This window comes from Neorhizobium sp. DAR64872/K0K18 (genome assembly GCF_050500175.1).
GTDB classification, from domain to species: Bacteria; Pseudomonadota; Alphaproteobacteria; order Rhizobiales; family Rhizobiaceae; genus Neorhizobium; species Neorhizobium soli.
In genome coordinates this window covers 2,436,999-2,454,402 of sequence record NZ_CP191446.1, presented here as the reverse complement: position 1 = coordinate 2,454,402, position 17,404 = coordinate 2,436,999, and the positions used below count along the sequence as shown (strand labels likewise).

The window sequence follows — 17,404 nt, the reverse complement described above, 5'->3', positions numbered from 1 at the left end:
GCTTATCGAGCAATTGTTCGCTAAATCGTAACTTATGTCGCCGGTTCGTCAAGGTGAAAAATGTTGCGGTGCGGAAAAGATAGGCACACGAGTTCAACCTCGGGTCTGGAAGGAGCGCCGGTGCTGGATGAAAACGACAAGGAAGTCTCGCTGACCTTCGCCAAGGGGCTTGCGGTCCTGCTCGCCTTCGATGCGAAGGATCGCGCCATCACGATCAGCGAGATTGCCGACAAGGTCCAGCTCAACCGCGCCGTTGCACGGCGGCTGGTGCGGACGCTGGAACAGCTCGGCTATCTCGCCTGCGATCGCGGCCGCTACGAGCTGACCCCGCATGTACTGCGGCTGAGCCAGGGTTTTATCGAGGGTCGGGGCATTCCGCAGATCATCCAGCCGGTGCTGCGCAATGCGGCGCAGGAGGTCGGCGAGTCCGTGTCCTATGCGATGCTGGACGAGACGGATGCCGTCTATGTCGCCCATGCTTTCCTACCGTCGAAATTCACGCTCAACCGGGTCACGACAGGCACGCGGGTGCCGTTGCTGCCGACGGCTTCGGGGCGGGCGATCCTTGCATTCCTCGATACCGTCCGGCTGGATGCGATCCTCGACAGTGCCGCCTACTCTGCCCATACCGACCAGACCGAGACCCACCGGGATCGCCTGGAGGACGCGCTGAAACAGATCCGCGAGCGCGGCTATGCGCTGACCGATAGCGAATATGTGAGCGGCGTCGCGTCGCTCGCGGCGCCAGTGTTTCACCCCGGCATCGGCGAGGTCGTCGGTGCCGTATCGATCATCTTCGAGCATGGGCAGTATGACGAGGCGGCGCTGGCCGAGATGGCAGCACGGCTCAAGGTCTGCGCCGGGCAGATTGCCTCCACACTCTAGGGAAGTCACATGCTTGAGATCGTCACCGGGTTCGAAATTGCCGCCGGGATCAACGCTGAAACGCGCCGGCGTATCTCGGCAAGTGACCGGACGGTTCGCTACGTCGTGCTGCTCGATGACAGCAACCCCGGCATGGCGGCGTATGCGCGTCGGCAGCAGGTCACCGCGCGGGAGGTCGGCATAGACCTGCAGCTCGAAGCCTATCCGTCGGATGTCGAGAGGCTGACTGCGCAGCTGGAGGAACTGGCAGCGGTGGATGAGATCGATGCGGTTGCCACGCTCTATCCGTTGCCGGCGGGCATGGATGCGCGCACGGCTGCGCTTCTGATCGGGCCGAGCAAGGACGTGGACGGACTGCACCCCCTTAATGCCGGTGACCTGGCGCTCGGCGCCGTGACCCGTCCGCCGGCGACGGCGAAGGCTTGTTTCCTGATGGCGCAGGCATTGGCCGGTTCGCTGGGGGGACGCGAGATCGTGCTGGTGGGCGCATCGCGCATCGTCGGTCGTCCACTCGCCAATATGCTGCTGGATGCGGAGGCGACCGTGACGATCGCGCATGCGGCGACCCGGGATCTGGCGGCTCATAGCCGCCGCGCCGATATCGTCGTGACGGCTGCGGGCGTTGCCGGGTTGATCGGGTCGGAGCATCTGCAAGATGGTGCAGTCGTGCTTGATGTCTCGATCAATCGCGGCCCGGTCGGACTTGTCGGTGATGTCGATCTCGACGCGGTTGCCGGTCGCAACGTCACGGTGACGCATGTGCCCGATGGCATCGGTCCGGTCACCACCGCCTGCCTGATGCGCAATGTCGCGGATGCGGCACTTGGAGTGTCCTGACGGAAATCAGTGCGGTGATATTGCACTGCACCAGATTTTGCGCTTCTCTACTCATATCCGAACACAAGTTCGATAAACGAACAATAACGGGGAACTCGTAATGACCTTCCATCTTCGCAGCTTCGTGCTCAAAACGCTTTCCGCCGCTCTCGTCGTCGCCTCCGTCGGCTCGGCTCAGGCGGCAGACATCCGTCCCGGTGTGACCTACGCGGGCACGCCCTCCACCGATCCCGCGCGTGCCGCCATGGAGAACCTGGTCTTCGACCTCGCCTCCGCCTGGGCCTCCTGCAACGCCGACCTCCTGAAGAATGCGGTCACCGAAGACGTCGCCTTCTCCTATCCGACCAGCAGCGTTACCGGCCGTGACAAGATGCTGGCTGACCTCGACACGTTCTGCAAGGCGGCCAAGGATACCAGCATCTACCTTCCGGAAGACGCGTTCTTCATCGATACGACGACCGGCCGCATCGCGGTCGAGCTGCAGTTCCGCACGTTCCAGCGCGGCAACCGTCAGGTCGTCAACGATGTCTGGATCGCCCATGTCAAGGACGGCAAGATTTCGGTGATCAAGGAATATCTCGACGGCCGGGTGAAGGATCTGCAGGCGCTCGGCGTGCTTCAGCTCGAGGAAAGCCCGAAGACGCTGACGCCATGGCCGGCCCGCACCGAACAGTGGAAGGGCTGCTTCCCGATCGTCAAGGCAGCACCGGTCAACACCTGCCCGTAGTCCTCACGTCGTGAAGGCAGCACGCGAGCCTTGGGGTCGCGTGCTGCAGATTTCCGGTTAAGCCGTGAGCAGGACGCTCATCTGATAACCGCCTTCGAGTTCCACCACGACGCGCCCGGCGCCGGGCAGCGGCATTGCGCCCGAGAGCGCACCTGTCGTCACCGCCATGCCTGACGTGAGTGATGTGGCCGGGCGTGTGGCGTCATTGGCATAGGCGACCAGCCAGGCGAGCACGTCTCCGACCGGATGGGCCACTGGTCCGTCATAGACCGGGCTGCTGTCGTGGGTGACCTTGAGGACAAGCCCGCCGACCGTGTCGATCAGCGTCTTCGGGACCTTCGGGCCGAGCGCATAGCCGCCATTGCCGATGCGGTCGGCGAGGTAGAGAGGGAAGGAGACGCTGCCACCTTCCTCGACTGCGGTGACAAGCAGTTCCGAGCCGAGATAGGCATCCGCCACCGCGTCTAGCACTTCCGCCCTTGTATAGGCTTCGGATCTTACCGGCAGATCCGCGCCGAGCTTGACGGCGATCTCGACCTCGAACCGTGTGCCGGGGGAATAGGGAAGCTTCGCTTCGCTGGTCGTTTCCACGTAAGGGAACAGCGGCGCGATCACCGGCTGCTTGTCCGTCGACATCGCGACTTTGATCATCTTCGCGCTGGCGCCGATCCTCTGTGCCACGGCGTTCTGTGCCGCCATGCCGGCGCTTAAATCCTGGGGCAGGGCAAAGCTTGCGGACGGCGCCTTGCGGCCTTCGTTGCGCAGCGCGATCAGGCTCTCGGCCAGCGTTTCGGGGTTGAACGCCTGGGTTGAGAGTTCGGCCATGAATGTCTCCGATCGAATGATTTGCGGCTGAGCTTTTTTGGGCTCTCGCCAGCGTTTCGCTGTGGTTCAGCGGGGTGGAGATCGTCGCGAACGCAGAGCCGTCCGTCAAGGCTTTGCGGGCAATATCCCGACCCGGCGCGAAGGTATCCGTTCAGCAGGTAGGCTTAACCTGCTGATATCGTTCGTTTAGAGGTCGGGATTTTGCGTCAGTCGACGAGATACTTGTCGTTCTTCGCGCTCGGTATCTTCACCACCGTCAGCGTCGCGTCCGTCAGCGCTTCGAACGCGTTGACTGTGCCGGGCTCGATCACGATCAGGCTGCCTTCGCCCCATTCCTTGTCCAGCATGCGGACACGGCCGGAGACGACGAGCGTGATTTCCCGGGCGATCTTGTGGTAGTGCCGGGCATCGCGATCGCCCGCCTTGTAGCTCTTGACGCCCACTTCGAACGCGTCGGTCTTGACGACGCTCGGATCGAAATCGCCGACGAACCAGCCGCCGATCATGTCGTCGAGATTATAGGAAGCTTCGCTCATCTTGCCCTCTCAGATCGACAGTTCGCTCAGCTGGCGGTCCGATTTGATCGGATGATAGTCCTTCGCGTCGATCGGGTAGACGCCGATCTTCTTGTCCTCGAGAACGAGCTCGTTATAGACCGGGCAGACATAGAACATGTCGTTGTGCCGGGCATCCTTGCGGATCGCCGCCTTGGCTGCCTTGACGAAATCGGACCCTTTGCGGAAGTAGTAAAAGCCCGCCGTCGCATTGTCGCTGATCGGGTGCTTTTCGGCCGCTTCGACCACCATCTGGCGCTCGTCGAGCCGGACGAAGGAATAGCGCGGATGCACCGACCGGAAGGTGACGGTGCCGCCATCGAGCTCGCGCCGGCTGAAATCGGCGATGATGGTTTCCATCGGAACGGTCAGGAATTCGTCGCCGTTGAGGATCAGAAGCGGTGTGTCGTTGTCGATGCTGCCGGCGGCAAGCAGTGCGGTGCAGGCCGCACCCTGTGTCTTGTCCTTGACGGCAACGATCTCGGCTGTCGGATCGATCAGCCGCACGACGTCGTCGAGATGGTAGCGGCGCAGTTCCTTTTCCTGCATCGCGATGATCACCCGGTGGCCGGTGATGCGCGCGCATTGTTCGAGCAGGCGCTGCACCAGCGGCATGCCGTCCACCTCGACCAGCGGGGTCGGGAAGCTGTCTGCGGAAAGGATGCGGGGCTCGCCCGCCATCAGGATCAGGATGTTCATGCGACCACCTGCAATGCCGGAAGCTCGAACGATGCCTGCAGCTTGTCGATCGACTTGCAGATCGACTGGTAGTTCACCTCGGAGACGTCGTTGACGACCATGACATGGGCACCGGAGGCACGCGCTGCCCGGATCCCGTGGTCGTTGTCCTCGACGATCAGGCATTCCTCGGGCGAAAGGCCGAGGATGCCGATGGCCTTCAGGTAGATTTCCGGGCTGGGTTTGCCGACGCTCACGTCTTCGTTGCTGAGCTGGAACTCCAGGTAGTCCTCGAGGCCGGCCTTTGCCATCATCAGGTTGACGGTGCTGCGGATGGAGTTCGAGGCCACGCCGAGACGGTAGCCTTCGCCGCGCAGCCGCGCGAGCGCGTATTGCTGGCGAAACACCGGCTTGCACTTGGTGTGGATCAGCTCGGTCGTATAGCGCTGCTTCATCTCGTTGACAAAGCCGTGCAGGGATTCCGGAAGGCCGCGGGTGGCAGTCAGCATCTGCAGCTTGGTGCGGGTCGGCAGGCCGTCGAACGTGGTCAGGTGCTCGTGAAGCGGAATGGTGAAGCCGAACAGTTCCAGCGCGCGGTTGAGCGCTTCGTAATGCCACTCGCGGGCATCGATCAGCACGCCATCCATGTCGAAAATTACAGCCTTAATCATCGTCATCAAACCTCGTGCGCCAGACTTTGCGCTATACGCGCAGCAGTTCCTTGGCTTTCTCGGGAAAATCGGTGCAGATCATCAGCCCTTCGCGATCGCGCAGGCCGGACGAGACCAGCCAGTGCAGGAAGGGTTCGTATTCGTCGTGGCGGCGATGCAGGTCGGGCGCGACAAGCGCGACCAGTTTGCCGTCATCCAGCAGTTTTTCGACCAGCGGCGCTTCGTACCAGCGGCCGGGCAGGAAATTGTCCAACCAGACGCCGGTGATGCCGGGCTCGCTGTATAGCGATGGCACGCGCTCGTATTCGCTCAGCCGGGTGAACGAGGTCATGCCGCGCTTCACGCCCTGGATCAGGTCCGGAACCGAGCTGTCGAACAGGAAATAGTTGTCGTAGCCTTCGGCGGTCAGCACTTCGGCCAGCATATCATGCAGCCCGTCGGCCTTGATATTGAGTGCAAGCGTCGGAGACCCGTGCTGTCTGGCGAGGCTCAGAAGATAAGCGAAGGAGATTTCGGTACCGTTCGGAATGTCGTGCGAGATGACCAGCCGCGGCTTGCCGCCAACGAGGCAGTCGCGCACATCGGTCTCGGTGCCGTAGCCGAGCGAGAACGACCGGACGAAGGCCTCGACCGTGTTCTTTTCTTCGGGGAATTTCCAGTATCCCCGATGACTGAGGATCTGGATCATGCCGGTTCCTTGATGGACTGCGTCACTCTCAGAGACAGCGGCAGATTGCGGAAGCTTTCGAGGTCGTCGGGAACGCCGAGGCCGTGCATGCCCTTGTCGACGGAGCCGATCGAGTAGGCGCCGATCTTCATGCCGTCCTCGATCATGAAATTGTAGACGGGCGCCACGTAGAACTCACCGTTGACGCGGAAGTCGCGCTCGATCATCCGGTCGGCATGGGCGACGAAATCCGATCCCTTGCCGAAATTGTAGATCCCGACGGTGGCGTGGTTGGAGATCACCTGTTTTTCGACGACGTTGTCGATAAAGCCGTTGTCGCCGAAGGAGACAAAGCTCCACTTCGGATCGTCCGCCGACATGGTCATGATCAGGCCATCGAGACCGTCTGCGGCGGCAAGGTAGGCGTTGATGTCGACATCGACATACTGATCGCAGTTGGCGATCATCATCGGGTTGCCGTTGTCGATCGCGTCGCGCGCCAGAAGCACGGTGCAGGCGGCGCCCTCGGTCACGGTTTCGACCAGATAGATATCGCAACCCGGCGCCCACTGGCGCAGATGCGCGTCGAGACCGTAGTCCCGAACATGCGATGCCTGGCAGATGAAGATGAAGTGGTGCTCGACCTTTGGTTTAAGGTTCTCGATCACGAGGCGGATCATCGCGACGTCATGCACGGGCAGGAGCGGTTTTGGAAGCGTATAGCCGGCTTTTGCAAAGCGGCTTCCGTGACCTGCCATCGGCACGACGATATTGAGCATCTGCGGCGGTATCCAAAATAAAAGTTTGCAGTTGATCTAGTGCCTGAAACCTTAAGGCTTGAAGCTGGTGCCAAGCTGTCAAACAGGTCAATTTCCAGCGTCCGCGCCCGACCGCGGGCAAGGTCGAAACGCCTATTCGGCCTGGATTTCGCCGAGCTGCATGCCCATCGACGGCGACGGCGTGGTCAGTCGCGGCCGGTTGAAGATCTTGTAGAGCGGGTTGTCGCATTCCGGATTGGCAAACAGCGTGTTGGAATCGAAGTAGCCGTCTTCGATGAAGCGCAGGTTTGCGTGCATGGTGCGCAGGAAATAATACATCAGATGCAGGTGAGCGCGGCCCGAAAGCTGGTTCATGATCATGGCATTGTAGAAATGTGAAATAGCGCTCTTGCCGATCACATGCACGGCGTCGCCGACGCGCCAGTGGTCACGCCAGTAGGATTTGTATTCCTTGAAAGGAAAGTAGATGCTGTCGCGGCTGATATCGACATTCCAGTCCGTGATCTTCTTCCTGAACTGCAGGTCGAAGCGGATCACGGCGAGCGCATCGTATTCGTCTTGGGCGAAGACGTGCTTGAGGCCTTCCTTGTAGGTCTCGATCTGCGAGCTGCCCTGCGCATCCAGCTTGATCAGCTCGCACGGTCCAAGCTTATCCTGAAGCTCGGCCAGGGCCGGGCTGTCATAGGTGGCGAGGTAGATTTTTGCATCGGGATTGCTTTCACGCACCGGCGCGACAATGTTCTCGATGATCGAGTCGATGTTCTTGCGCGCATCCATCGGCAGGCCGAAACGGTCCTTCTCGATGTAATTGTTGCCCCGGATCAGTACGGAAAGTCTCAACGTTGCCCCCTATGGAAACGATTATCGCAGTCGCTGATCAACGTCTTGCCCCCGCCGATCCTGTCTCTCTGCGATAGTCCCCGTAGCTGGTGCGGAGCAGGTCAGGCCCTCTTTCAGGCCGGAATCGACGCCGCCTGCGGATCGGTCGCGGTCTGTTTCGGCTTGCCGTAGAGCCCGATATTCTCGTCGCCCCAGGCCTTTAACGCGGTCAGGATCGGTTTGATGGTGAGGCCGAGCGGCGAGAGGCTGTATTCCACCTTGGGTGGCACCTGGGCATAGACCTTGCGGGTGATCAACCCGTCGGCCTCCAGCTCGCGTAGCTGGTTGGTCAGCATGCGCTGGGTCACGGCCGGGATCTGCCGGCGGATCTCGTTGAAGCGCAGCGTGCCGTCCAGCAGATGAAACAGGATGACGGACTTCCACTTGCCGTCGATCAGGCCGATCGCCGCTTCGACCGAGCAGCCGGGGCTGCAGTCGAACCTGGTATGGTGGGCCTTGGCCATCACGGTATCCTTTTTGACACTATAGGCTGTTTTTGTGCGTATTGGCTTTGGATGATCATAGCGCCATATGAGGCTTACATCAATTCTGCCCGCAAAGGAGAACGCCATGAAAGCCATAGCCTACAGAACTGCCGGATCGCTCGATCGGGACGACGCGCTTGAAAATGTCGAACTGGACCGGCCGAAGGCGACGGGGCGGGATATTCTCGTTGCGGTGAAAGCGATTTCGGTCAATCCGGTCGATTACAAGATCCGCAAGAACGTCTCGGCTGAAGACGGCCAGTGGAAGGTGCTGGGCTGGGATGTGGCGGGCGAGGTGGTCGAAGTCGGCGATGACGTGTCCGCCTTCAAGCCGGGCGACGAAGTGTTCTATTCGGGTTCGCTGATCCGGCAAGGTGCTAACAGCGAGTTCCATCTGGTCGATGAGCGGATCGTCGGCCACAAGCCGAAGTCGCTCTCGAATGCGCAGGCGGCCGCCTTGCCGCTGACGGCGATCACCGCGTGGGAAATGCTGTTCGACCGGCTCGATGTCGAAAAGCCGGTCCCGGGTGCAGCCAATGCGATCGTCATCATCGGTGGTGCCGGCGGTGTCGGATCGATCGCCATCCAGCTGGTCCGGGCTCTGACCGACCTCACCGTGATTGCGACGGCGTCACGGCCGGAGACCCAGGCCTGGGTCAAGGAACTGGGCGCCCATCACGTCATCGATCATTCCAAGCCGATCGCCGAACAGGTGAAGGCGCTCGGGATCGGCGCGCCCGGTTTCGTCTTCTCGACGACCGAAACGCCACGTCATACGAAGGAGATCATCGAACTGATTTCGCCGCAGGGTCGGTTCGGGCTGATCGACGATCCGGAAACCTTCGACATCACCGGTTTCAAGCGCAAGGCTCTTTCTGTGCATTGGGAGCTGATGTTCACCCGGTCGATCTATGAAACGGCCGACATGGACGAGCAGGGAGAGCTTCTGAACGAAGTCGCCGCACTGATCGATGCCGGCCGGATCCGCACCACCGTCACCGACGTGATGAGCCCGATCAATGCGGAAAACCTGAAGAAGGCGCATGCCACGCTGGAAAGCGGCAAGGCCCGCGGCAAGATCGTGCTCGAAGGGTTCTGAGGCCTGCGAAACAATGATCCGGGGTCAGCCCCGGATCACCTCTTCCAGGCCCATGGCAGCGGTCAGAAGCTTCTCGTCGTCGTGAGCAACCGCCGACAGGAGGAATCCGACCGGCATGCCGGCTTCGCCGGTTCCGCAGGGGATCGACACGCCGCACCAGTCGAGGAAATTGCCGTAGCCGGTATTGCGGAGCGTCCTGCCGTTGGCCGCGAAAAACGCCTCGTCGTCGGCCTTCAATGGCGCAATGGCTGGTGCCACATGGGCGACGGAGGGGAAGGCGACGAGGCGACCGGCGATCAGGGCCTCGGTCTCTGCCGTCATCCGGGCGCGAGCATCGATGATTGCGAGATAGTCGGCGGTCGTGGTCTTTTCGCCAAGCCTGGTGCGGGCAACGACGCGCGGGTCCATTCCGCCAGCATCCGCACCCGCCAGTCGTTCTCGATGGAGCGCAAAGGCTTCCGCGGTCACCATCGGTCCGTATTTCGCCATCAGTTGCGGCAGTTCGTCGAAGGACGGGAAGGCGAGGCGGGTGATGCGGGCACCGCCTGCTGCCAGCCTCTCGATCGCTGCCTCGAACGCCTCGACCACACCCGGCTCGGCGCCGTCGAACACGCCATTGGTGGGGATGACGATATCGAGCGTCTGCGTGGGCTTTCGCGGCGTCAGCGGCGTTCCGAGACCCCGCATTGCCGCGTCGATCCACACGGCGTCCTGTACGGTATTGCAAAGCGGTCCCAGCGAATCGAGGCTTCTCGCCAGCGGGAAGACGCCGTCCATGGCATATCGGCCACGGGTCGCCTTGTAGCCGACGACGCCGTTGAAGGCAGCCGGGATGCGGACCGAGCCGCCCGTGTCGGTCCCCATGGCAACCGGCACGAGGCCAGCGGCCACGGCCACGCCAGCACCTGACGAGGATCCGCCCGGCACGCGGGGCATGTCTGTCGAGCGCGGATTTTCCGGCGTGCCGTAGGTCGGATTGATGCCGATGCCCGAAAATGCGAATTCGCTCATGTTGGTGCGGCCGATCGCGACCATGCCGGCCTGTTTCAGGAGATCGACGACCGCTGCATCCTTGGTCGCCGCCGGATCTTTGGCCATCACGCTCGAGCCTGCCGTGGTCGAAAGGCCTTCGATGTCAAATAAGTCCTTCCAGGCGATCGGGATACCATCGAGAATGCCGAGCGAGCGGTTTTCGCGCAGGCGCTTTGACGCAGCCTGTGCTTCGGAACGCGCACGGTCCCGCAGAAGCGTCACGAACACGGCCTTGTCGGAATAGGATTCAATCGCCGACAGGACCGATTCGGTCACTTCAACCGCATCGACCTTGCCAAGCTGCAAAAGCGTCGAAAGCTCGGCAATCGACATTGATCCGAAAGACTTGGTCACAGTGCTCATCCTTTATCCGTTCACCTGGGATCAGAGGTGTAACGGATTCGTGCAAAAGGAGAAGACGTTGCCGCTCCAGCTTCAGGAAGCGTGTTCCGGCTTTCCCTTGCGTTTCGTGGAGGCCAGTTCGTCGAGCTGCTTTTCGCTCATCGACTTCTCCATGCTTTTGGAAGCACCCTTCAGTTCCGATTTCTTGGTCTCGCCGCGCTTTGCGGAAAGCGCGGCGCCTGCTGCCTTTTGCTGCGCACTTGATTTCGCCGGCATGTCGTCCTCCTTCGTTTCCGCTTAAAACTTGGCAAACCGTGTCCCGGTTCCCGACAGCACGGAACCTCTGCAGCGTCTAGGCGGTTTCCCCACCGGCTCGCCACATTGCTGGCCTGACGACGTCAAAGGAGACCCTGATGGAAAACGAAAAGCACGAAGACGACAAGGCGCGCGAACCGGTTCGTGACGAATTGAGCGAGCAGATGGAAACGACCAACCCGGCAGCCGTGCGCGAAGCCGCGCGTCGCGGCGAAATCGACCGTTTCATGGTCAAGACCGATCTTGAAGACATCGACCAGCGCGAAGACGGCGACCAGCCGGACGGACGCCCAAGCCCGATGGCCAATGCGGACAACCAGGAAAAGCCGTGAGGCTGAGCCTGACGCTCAGGCGGGAAACAGCGAGAAAACGCGCTGTTCCCGCTACCCACTGACATTCGGAGAAAACCGATGAATGCCGATGTAGAAAAGCGCCATGGGCTCGCCCCCGCACCGACGGCGGCGCGAGAAACGCCGCCCCATCCGCTCCAGGCAATGCCCGATCTCGAGGTCAAGGCGGCGCCGTTTTTGGCCGATGCCGATGCGGAGGCCTTCGTTGCCGTGGCGCTGGAGGATCTGGTCGATTGCCACATCCCGTTCCTTCTGGCCGGCACGTTCGCGCTCAGCGCCTATACCGGCATTACCCGTCAGACCAAGGATCTCGATATCTTCTGCAAGGCCGGCGACTACGCCCGGATCCTCTCGCATTTCAAACAGAAGGGATACGAGATCGAGGTCGAAGACGACCGCTGGCTGGGCAAGGTCAAGAAGGGCAAGCACTTCTTCGATGTGATCTTTGCAGCCTCCAACGGCACGATGCCGATCAGCGACAGCTGGTTCGAGAATGCCAGACAGATCGAGATGAACGGCCACAAGGTGCGCATCATCGCGCCGACGGAGCTGATCTGGTCGAAATGCTTCGTCCAGCTTCGCCACCGCTACGACGGCGGCGACATCGTCCACACGATCCTGCGCGCCCATGACCAGATCGACTGGGAGCGGCTGCTCAACCATATGGAAGTGCATTGGGAAGTGCTGCTGATCCACCTTCTCAACTTCCGCTGGATCTACCCGACCGAGCGCGACAAGGTTCCTGATTGGCTGCTCGACGAGCTTCTCGACCGCCTGAAGGCGCAGCGCGAACTGCCCCTGCCGCAGATGAAGGTCTGCCGTGGCCGCATGTTCAGCCGCATCGATTTCGAGATCGATGTCAAGGAATGGGGTTTCGCCGACGTCGGTGGCGAAGGAGAACTGCGCGCGGGCGTCGATGAAAAAACTTTGGAAGGAGGCCCGGTATGAGCAAGTCTGACAAGGCTGCCGAAAAACAGAAAAGCGATCGCAAGAAGCCTGAGGGCCTGCAGCGCATTGCCGCCATGGGCGATCTTCATGTCAAGGAACACGGCTCGGAATCCTACAAAGACCTGTTTGCCGAGATCTCGCAGGAGGCGGACATTCTGGTCCTGACCGGGGACCTGACAGACCTCGGCAAGGTCAAGGAAGCCGAACTGCTTGCCGCCGATCTGCGCTCATGCTCGATCCCGATGGTCGCCGTACTTGGCAACCATGATTATGAATGTGGCTGCGTCGAGGAAGTCACCCACATCCTGAAGGACGCTGGCGTTCACCTTCTCGAAGGTCAGGCAGTCGAAATCAACGGCGTCGGTTTCGCCGGAGCCAAGGGTTTTGCCGGCGGCTTCGGGCGTCACATGCTGGGTTCGTTCGGCGAGCCGGCGATCAAGGCGATGGTGGCCGAAAGCGTCGAGGAAACGATGCGGCTCGAAAACGCGCTGCGTCAGGTTCGCTCCGAACGCGCCATGGTCGTGCTCCACTACGCTCCGATCCGCGAGACGGTGGAAGGCGAACCGGAGGAAATCTTCCCCTTCCTCGGCTCGTCGCGTCTGGCCGAAACGATCGACCGCTTCCCGGTCAAGGCCGTTGTCCACGGCCATGCCCACCGCGGCCGCTACGAAGGCAGGACGCCAGGGGGCGCGCCGGTCTATAACGTTGCTTCGCATATCGAAAAGCCGACAGGTCGGCCTTATGCGCTGCTCGATCTTTGAGCGCTTTCCAGGCTGAAAAACATCAGCCTGCGAAAATCACTGATCGTGAAAGGTTTGCCTGTTCCATGATGGAACTGTCACGCCTTTCACTCGTTTGCCGGTCGCTCTCAACCTGATGAAAGGGACCCCATGTCGGACGTCAATGCCGTCGCCGAACTCCGAAGCTTTCCGAAAACCTGGGGAGCGGAATATGTCGCTGCTGGCGAGGTAAGATTCCGTCTCTGGGCTCCGGGCCAGGAAACGGTCGTGCTCCGTCTCGACGGCAAGGATGCCGAGATGAGCCGCAGCGACGACGGATGGTTCGAGATCCTGGCAACCGGCGTCGAACCAGGCGCGGAATACAACTACGTGCTGGCCGATGGTACCGTTGTCGCCGATCCCGCATCCCGTGCCCAGAAGTCCGAGGTCAACGGAGCTTCGCTTGTCATCGATCCGACCAGTTACGACTGGCAGACAACGGAGTGGACCGGTCGCCCCTGGGAAGAAACCGTCGTTTACGAGATGCATGTCGGCACCTTCACCCCTGACGGCACGTTCCGCGCAGCGATCGAGAAGCTGCCTTATCTCGCAGAACTCGGCATCACCATGGTCGAGATCCTGCCGATTGCGCAGTTCGGCGGCAACCGTGGCTGGGGTTACGACGGCGTTCTTCTTTATGCGCCGCACGCGGCTTATGGCTCACCCGATGATGTCAAAGCCTTCGTCGATGCCGCTCACGCGCATGGCATCTCCATCGTGCTTGACCTCGTGCTCAATCATTTCGGCCCCGAGGGCAATTATCTGCCGCTTCTGGCGCCCGACTTCTTCCACAAGGAGCGTCAGACACCGTGGGGTGCGGCCATCGCCTATGACGTCGATGCGACCCGCCGCTACATCGTTGAGGCCGCGCTCTACTGGCTGCATGAATACAATTTCGACGGTCTTCGCTTCGATGCGATCGACCAGATCGAGGATATTTCCGACAGCCACGTGCTGAACGAGATCGCCGAGCGCATCCGCGCCGAGATTACCGACCGGCCGATCCACCTGACGACCGAGGACGCCCGCAACATCATCGACCTGCATCCGCGCGACGAAGACGGCAACGCACCTCTGTTTACCGCGGAGTGGAACGACGACTTTCACAATGCCGTCCATGTTTTCGCGACCGGCGAAACGCACGCCTATTACGAGGATTTCGCCAAGCAGCCGGAAAAGCTCGTCGCCCGGGTTCTGGCCGAAGGGTTTGCCTATCAGGGCGAAGTCTCGCCGCATGCCGGCGAAAAGCGCGGCGTGAAAAGCGCAGGCCAGCCGCCCGTCGCTTTTGTGGATTTCATCCAGAACCACGACCAGGTCGGCAACCGCGCCGAGGGCGAACGTCTGATCGAGCTTGCCGGTGCCGATCGCACCAAGGTCCTTTACGCCTCGCTTCTGTTCTCGCCGCATATTCCGCTTCTATTCATGGGCGAGGAATATGGTGAGACGAATCCGTTCCTCTTCTTCACCGATTTCCACGGCGACCTTGCCAAGGCCGTGCGCGAGGGCCGCGCGAAGGAATTCCAGGGCCATGCCGGCCACGAGGGCGATGTCGTCCCCGATCCGAATGCCAAGACGACCTTCGACGCCTCCAAGCTCGACTGGAAGAAGCACGATAGCCGCGATGGCAAGGAGTGGCTTGCGCTGACGAAGGAACTGCTTTCCCTTCGCCAGCAGCACATCGTGCCGATGCTTGCAACGGCCACCGGCAACTCGGGCAAGGTTCTGAAGACCGGCGAGGGCTTCCTGGCCGTTAGCTGGACTTTCCCGAAAGGAACGTTGTCGATCGCGCTCAACATCGGCGAAAAGGCGCAGCCGCTTCCCGATCTGCCGGGTGAGACGCTCTTTGCCTGGCCGTCCGAAACGCCGGATCTGCCCCAGAACTCTATCATCGTCCGCCTCGCGCCCGCCGGAGACATCAAGTGACCATCCCGACAGCTACCTACCGTATCCAGTTCCGCAACGGCATGACTTTCGATCGCGCGAGCGAGCTCGTGCCTTACATGAAGCGCCTCGGCATCAGCCACCTCTACGCGTCGCCGATCTTCACGGCCACGTCGGAGTCAACCCATGGCTATGACGTGACCGACGCCAACGAGATCGAACCCTCGATCGGTGGTCGCGAAGGCTTCGATCGCATGGTGAAAACGTTGAAGGACGCAGGTCTTGGCCTGATCCTCGATATCGTGCCCAACCACATGGCCGCATCGCTTGAAAACACGTGGTGGCGCGATGTTATTGAAAATGGCCAGAACAGCCGGTTTGCAAAGCATTTCGACATCAACTGGTCGCGCCCGCTGACGCTGCCTTTCCTCGGCGACTCGTTCGAGACCGCACTTTCCAATGGCGACATCTCGGTGAAGCCCGACCCGAAGACCGGCAAGCCGGCTTTCGCCTATTACGACAGCTACTATCCGCTCGCGCCGGAAACCTATCAGGGCCGCGAAACCGAGGTGATCAAACTTACCGACAAGACATCGCTTGCAGAGCTGCACGAGCGCCAGCCCTACCGTCTGATGTCGTGGCGGGAAGCGCCGCGCGATCTCTCCTACCGCCGCTTCTTCGAGATCACCGGCCTTGCCGGCGTCCGCGTCGAAGACAAACAGGTATTTGACGACACCCACCGCCTGATCCTCGAACTGGTTCACTCCGGCGCCGTCGACGGTCTGCGCGTGGACCACGTGGACGGCCTTGCCGATCCAAAGGCCTATATCGAGCTCCTGCGCCAGGAAGCCGGTCCCGATTGCTACATCACCGTTGAGAAGATCCTCGGCGAAGGTGAGCACATCCCTGCAGACTGGCCGATCTCAGGCACGACGGGTTACGAGTTCATCGCCTCGCTGTCCGACGCTCTTGTGGACGGTGCAAAGATCGCCGGTCTGCGCAAAGCCTATGACGACGTTGTCGGCAAGCCGGTCGACATGGCGGCCGAACTGCGCGCTGCCAAGCTTCTGATGGCCGACAAGAACTTCGAGGGCGAGTTCACGACGCTGCTGAAACTTGCCGTCGCGATCGCCAACACGGATGGCATCAGCGTGGACGAGAAAACCACGAGGTCTGCACTGCGCGAACTGCTGGTCGCATTCCCGGTCTACCGGACCTACGGGACGGAAACAGGTCTGCCGCCGGAAGGCCACGAGATGCTGAAGAGCGTCGTCGACAAGGTCAGGCAGGGACCGAATGCGCCGGATCAGGCAGGCCTCGATCTGATCACCCGCATCCTCGGCAACGACGTCTCCGAGAAGGCCTCTCATGATGCGGCGAATTTCCGTACCCGCTTCCAGCAGCTGACCGGCCCGCTGATGGCAAAGTCCGTCGAGGACACGCTGTTCTTCCGTCAGCATATGGCGCTTGCACTCAACGAAGTCGGCGCCGAACCGCTGCCGCGCGATTTCTCGATCGAGCGTTTCCACCACGACATGGAAACAAGGCTGCAGCGTCAGCCGGATGCGCTGTCTGGGACATCCACGCACGACACCAAGCGCGGCGAAGATGCCCGTGCCCGTCTCTACGTGCTGACCGAGGCGCCGGAACTCTGGTCGGAATGCGTTGCCCGCTGGCGCAAGATGAACGCGACGAAGGTCGTCTCGCTGGATGATGGCCCGGCACCGGAGCCTGCAGTCGAATGGATGCTCTATCAGGCGCTCGCAGGCGTCTGGCCGACGACGCTGCAGCCGAAGGACGAGAGCGGCCTCAAGGCACTCGAGGAGCGTTTCCTTGCCTATGTCGAGAAGTCGATCAAGGAAGCCAAGCTGCGCACCAACTGGGGTGACGGCAACGAGGCGTACGAGAACGCTGTGCTCGACTACGCCCGTTACATGCTGTCGCCGAAAAACCAGGAATTCCTGGCGGACTTCTCCTCGGCGCTCCAGCCCTTCATCCGGGCCGGTCTGGTCAACAGCCTGACCCAGACGATCGTCAAGCTGACGGCACCAGGCGTGCCTGACATCTATCAGGGCAGTGAAGCCCTCGATTTCAGCCTTGTCGACCCCGACAACCGTCGCGAACCGGATTTCGCCATGCTGCAGGACCTCCCTGCGGAGAACGACAATCCGGACTCCTCGACAGAGGACGGATGGCTGAGCGGACGGCTGAAACAGCACCTGATCCAGCGTCTGCTGCACCAGCGTCGCGACGCGCCGGACCTGTTCCGCAAGGGCGACTACGTGCCGCTCAAGGCGACCGGAAACCGGGCCGAAAACATCCTGGCCTTCGCCCGCACCGATGGCGATCAAGCCGTGATCGTAATCGTACCGCGGCTTGTCTTCGGCGCGCTCAACGGCGACGTCTATCCGTCACGGGGCGAGCGCTGGGCGGAGACGGAAGTGGAGCTGCCTACACAGCTCGCCAACCGTCGCTACCGCGATCTCTCCACCGGCAAGGACGTCGAGGCCAAGGACAGCATCGCCGTCAACCTCGCCTTTGCCGATCATCCGTTTGCACTGCTGACTGCCGAATAGGCGAGCCCTCATCTGATCACACTGCTCGCCGAAGTGACGGCGGGCAGTGACCCACCCAGGCGGGACGTCACCAATACGAAAAAGGCGCCGGTTCG

General features: G+C 61.3%; 19 protein-coding genes. 9 read left to right on the top strand and 10 right to left on the bottom strand.

Annotated elements, in window-relative coordinates:
• Window positions 1–120 precede the first annotated feature (120 nt).
• The 3 genes from ACQY1P_RS17545 to ACQY1P_RS17535 all read left to right on the top strand — a co-directional run bounded on the left by ACQY1P_RS17545 (window position 121) and on the right by ACQY1P_RS17535 (window position 2,449).
• On the top strand, window positions 121–885 hold the full coding sequence (locus ACQY1P_RS17545) for an IclR family transcriptional regulator (RefSeq protein ID WP_430254634.1): 765 nt from the start codon (window positions 121–123) through the stop codon (window positions 883–885).
• A gap of 9 nt (window positions 886–894) precedes the next feature.
• On the top strand, window positions 895–1,722 hold the full coding sequence (locus ACQY1P_RS17540) for a tetrahydrofolate dehydrogenase/cyclohydrolase catalytic domain-containing protein (protein WP_430254632.1): 828 nt from the start codon (window positions 895–897) through the stop codon (window positions 1,720–1,722).
• 100 nt (window positions 1,723–1,822) lie between these two features.
• Window positions 1,823–2,449, top strand: a complete 627-nt coding sequence (locus ACQY1P_RS17535; protein ID WP_325265810.1) for a nuclear transport factor 2 family protein — start codon at window positions 1,823–1,825, stop codon at window positions 2,447–2,449.
• Between the two features lie 57 nt (window positions 2,450–2,506).
• Here ACQY1P_RS17535 and ACQY1P_RS17530 read toward each other — a convergent pair whose 3' ends face one another.
• From ACQY1P_RS17530 to ACQY1P_RS17495, 8 genes are all read right to left on the bottom strand, one after another.
• The gene (locus ACQY1P_RS17530; protein ID WP_325265811.1) at window positions 2,507–3,274 is read right to left on the bottom strand and encodes a 2-keto-4-pentenoate hydratase; all 768 of its coding nucleotides are present in this window, start codon (window positions 3,272–3,274) and stop codon (window positions 2,507–2,509) included.
• A gap of 206 nt (window positions 3,275–3,480) precedes the next feature.
• Entirely contained in the window at window positions 3,481–3,810 is a 330-nt protein-coding gene (locus ACQY1P_RS17525) for a cupin domain-containing protein (protein ID WP_430254629.1), read from the bottom strand.
• Window positions 3,811–3,819: 9 nt separating this feature from the next.
• The gene (locus ACQY1P_RS17520; RefSeq protein WP_092660047.1) at window positions 3,820–4,527 is read right to left on the bottom strand and encodes a glycosyltransferase family 2 protein; all 708 of its coding nucleotides are present in this window, start codon (window positions 4,525–4,527) and stop codon (window positions 3,820–3,822) included.
• Window positions 4,524–5,183, bottom strand: a complete 660-nt coding sequence (locus tag ACQY1P_RS17515) for an HAD family hydrolase (protein ID WP_174196299.1) — start codon at window positions 5,181–5,183, stop codon at window positions 4,524–4,526. The genes ACQY1P_RS17520 and ACQY1P_RS17515 overlap by 4 nt, the downstream gene beginning before the upstream one ends.
• Before the next feature lie 25 nt (window positions 5,184–5,208).
• A complete protein-coding gene (locus ACQY1P_RS17510) occupies window positions 5,209–5,865 on the bottom strand; it encodes a hypothetical protein (protein ID WP_192086131.1) in 657 nt (218 codons plus the stop codon).
• Window positions 5,862–6,623 carry a glycosyltransferase family 2 protein gene (locus ACQY1P_RS17505; protein ID WP_430254626.1) on the bottom strand — a complete coding sequence of 254 codons (762 nt, stop codon included), beginning with the start codon at window positions 6,621–6,623 and terminating at the stop codon, window positions 5,862–5,864. Before ACQY1P_RS17505 ends, ACQY1P_RS17510 begins: the two co-directional genes overlap by 4 nt.
• Before the next feature lie 132 nt (window positions 6,624–6,755).
• Window positions 6,756–7,463 (bottom strand): hypothetical protein, encoded by a 708-nt coding sequence (locus ACQY1P_RS17500; protein ID WP_062455117.1) that lies wholly within the window; start codon window positions 7,461–7,463, stop codon window positions 6,756–6,758.
• Between the two features lie 113 nt (window positions 7,464–7,576).
• A complete protein-coding gene (locus ACQY1P_RS17495; RefSeq protein ID WP_430254625.1) occupies window positions 7,577–7,966 on the bottom strand; it encodes a winged helix-turn-helix transcriptional regulator in 390 nt (129 codons plus the stop codon).
• A gap of 106 nt (window positions 7,967–8,072) precedes the next feature.
• On the opposite strand from ACQY1P_RS17495, the gene ACQY1P_RS17490 reads away from it, so the two are divergent.
• A complete protein-coding gene (locus tag ACQY1P_RS17490; protein ID WP_430254623.1) occupies window positions 8,073–9,086 on the top strand; it encodes a zinc-binding alcohol dehydrogenase family protein in 1,014 nt (337 codons plus the stop codon).
• A 24-nt stretch (window positions 9,087–9,110) separates the two neighbouring features.
• Here ACQY1P_RS17490 and ACQY1P_RS17485 read toward each other — a convergent pair whose 3' ends face one another.
• Window positions 9,111–10,472 carry an amidase gene (locus ACQY1P_RS17485; RefSeq protein WP_430256726.1) on the bottom strand — a complete coding sequence of 454 codons (1,362 nt, stop codon included), beginning with the start codon at window positions 10,470–10,472 and terminating at the stop codon, window positions 9,111–9,113.
• Window positions 10,473–10,553: 81 nt separating this feature from the next.
• Window positions 10,554–10,736, bottom strand: a complete 183-nt coding sequence (locus ACQY1P_RS17480; RefSeq protein ID WP_062582591.1) for a DUF3008 family protein — start codon at window positions 10,734–10,736, stop codon at window positions 10,554–10,556.
• Between the two features lie 137 nt (window positions 10,737–10,873).
• Here ACQY1P_RS17480 and ACQY1P_RS17475 point away from each other — a divergent pair, with 137 nt between their 5' ends.
• From ACQY1P_RS17475 to treY, 5 genes are all read left to right on the top strand, one after another.
• Window positions 10,874–11,107, top strand: coding sequence for a hypothetical protein (locus tag ACQY1P_RS17475; protein ID WP_062455125.1), 234 nt, complete (start codon window positions 10,874–10,876; stop codon window positions 11,105–11,107).
• A 162-nt stretch (window positions 11,108–11,269) separates the two neighbouring features.
• Window positions 11,270–12,073, top strand: coding sequence for a nucleotidyltransferase family protein (locus tag ACQY1P_RS17470; RefSeq protein WP_062457812.1), 804 nt, complete (start codon window positions 11,270–11,272; stop codon window positions 12,071–12,073).
• A 74-nt stretch (window positions 12,074–12,147) separates the two neighbouring features.
• A complete protein-coding gene (locus tag ACQY1P_RS17465; protein ID WP_062457815.1) occupies window positions 12,148–12,834 on the top strand; it encodes a metallophosphoesterase family protein in 687 nt (228 codons plus the stop codon).
• Window positions 12,835–12,963: 129 nt separating this feature from the next.
• Window positions 12,964–14,775, top strand: coding sequence for a malto-oligosyltrehalose trehalohydrolase (gene treZ / locus ACQY1P_RS17460; RefSeq protein WP_430254621.1), 1,812 nt, complete (start codon window positions 12,964–12,966; stop codon window positions 14,773–14,775).
• On the top strand, window positions 14,772–17,309 hold the full coding sequence (treY, locus tag ACQY1P_RS17455) for a malto-oligosyltrehalose synthase (RefSeq protein ID WP_430254619.1): 2,538 nt from the start codon (window positions 14,772–14,774) through the stop codon (window positions 17,307–17,309). The genes treZ and treY overlap by 4 nt, the downstream gene beginning before the upstream one ends.
• Window positions 17,310–17,404 lie beyond the last annotated feature (95 nt).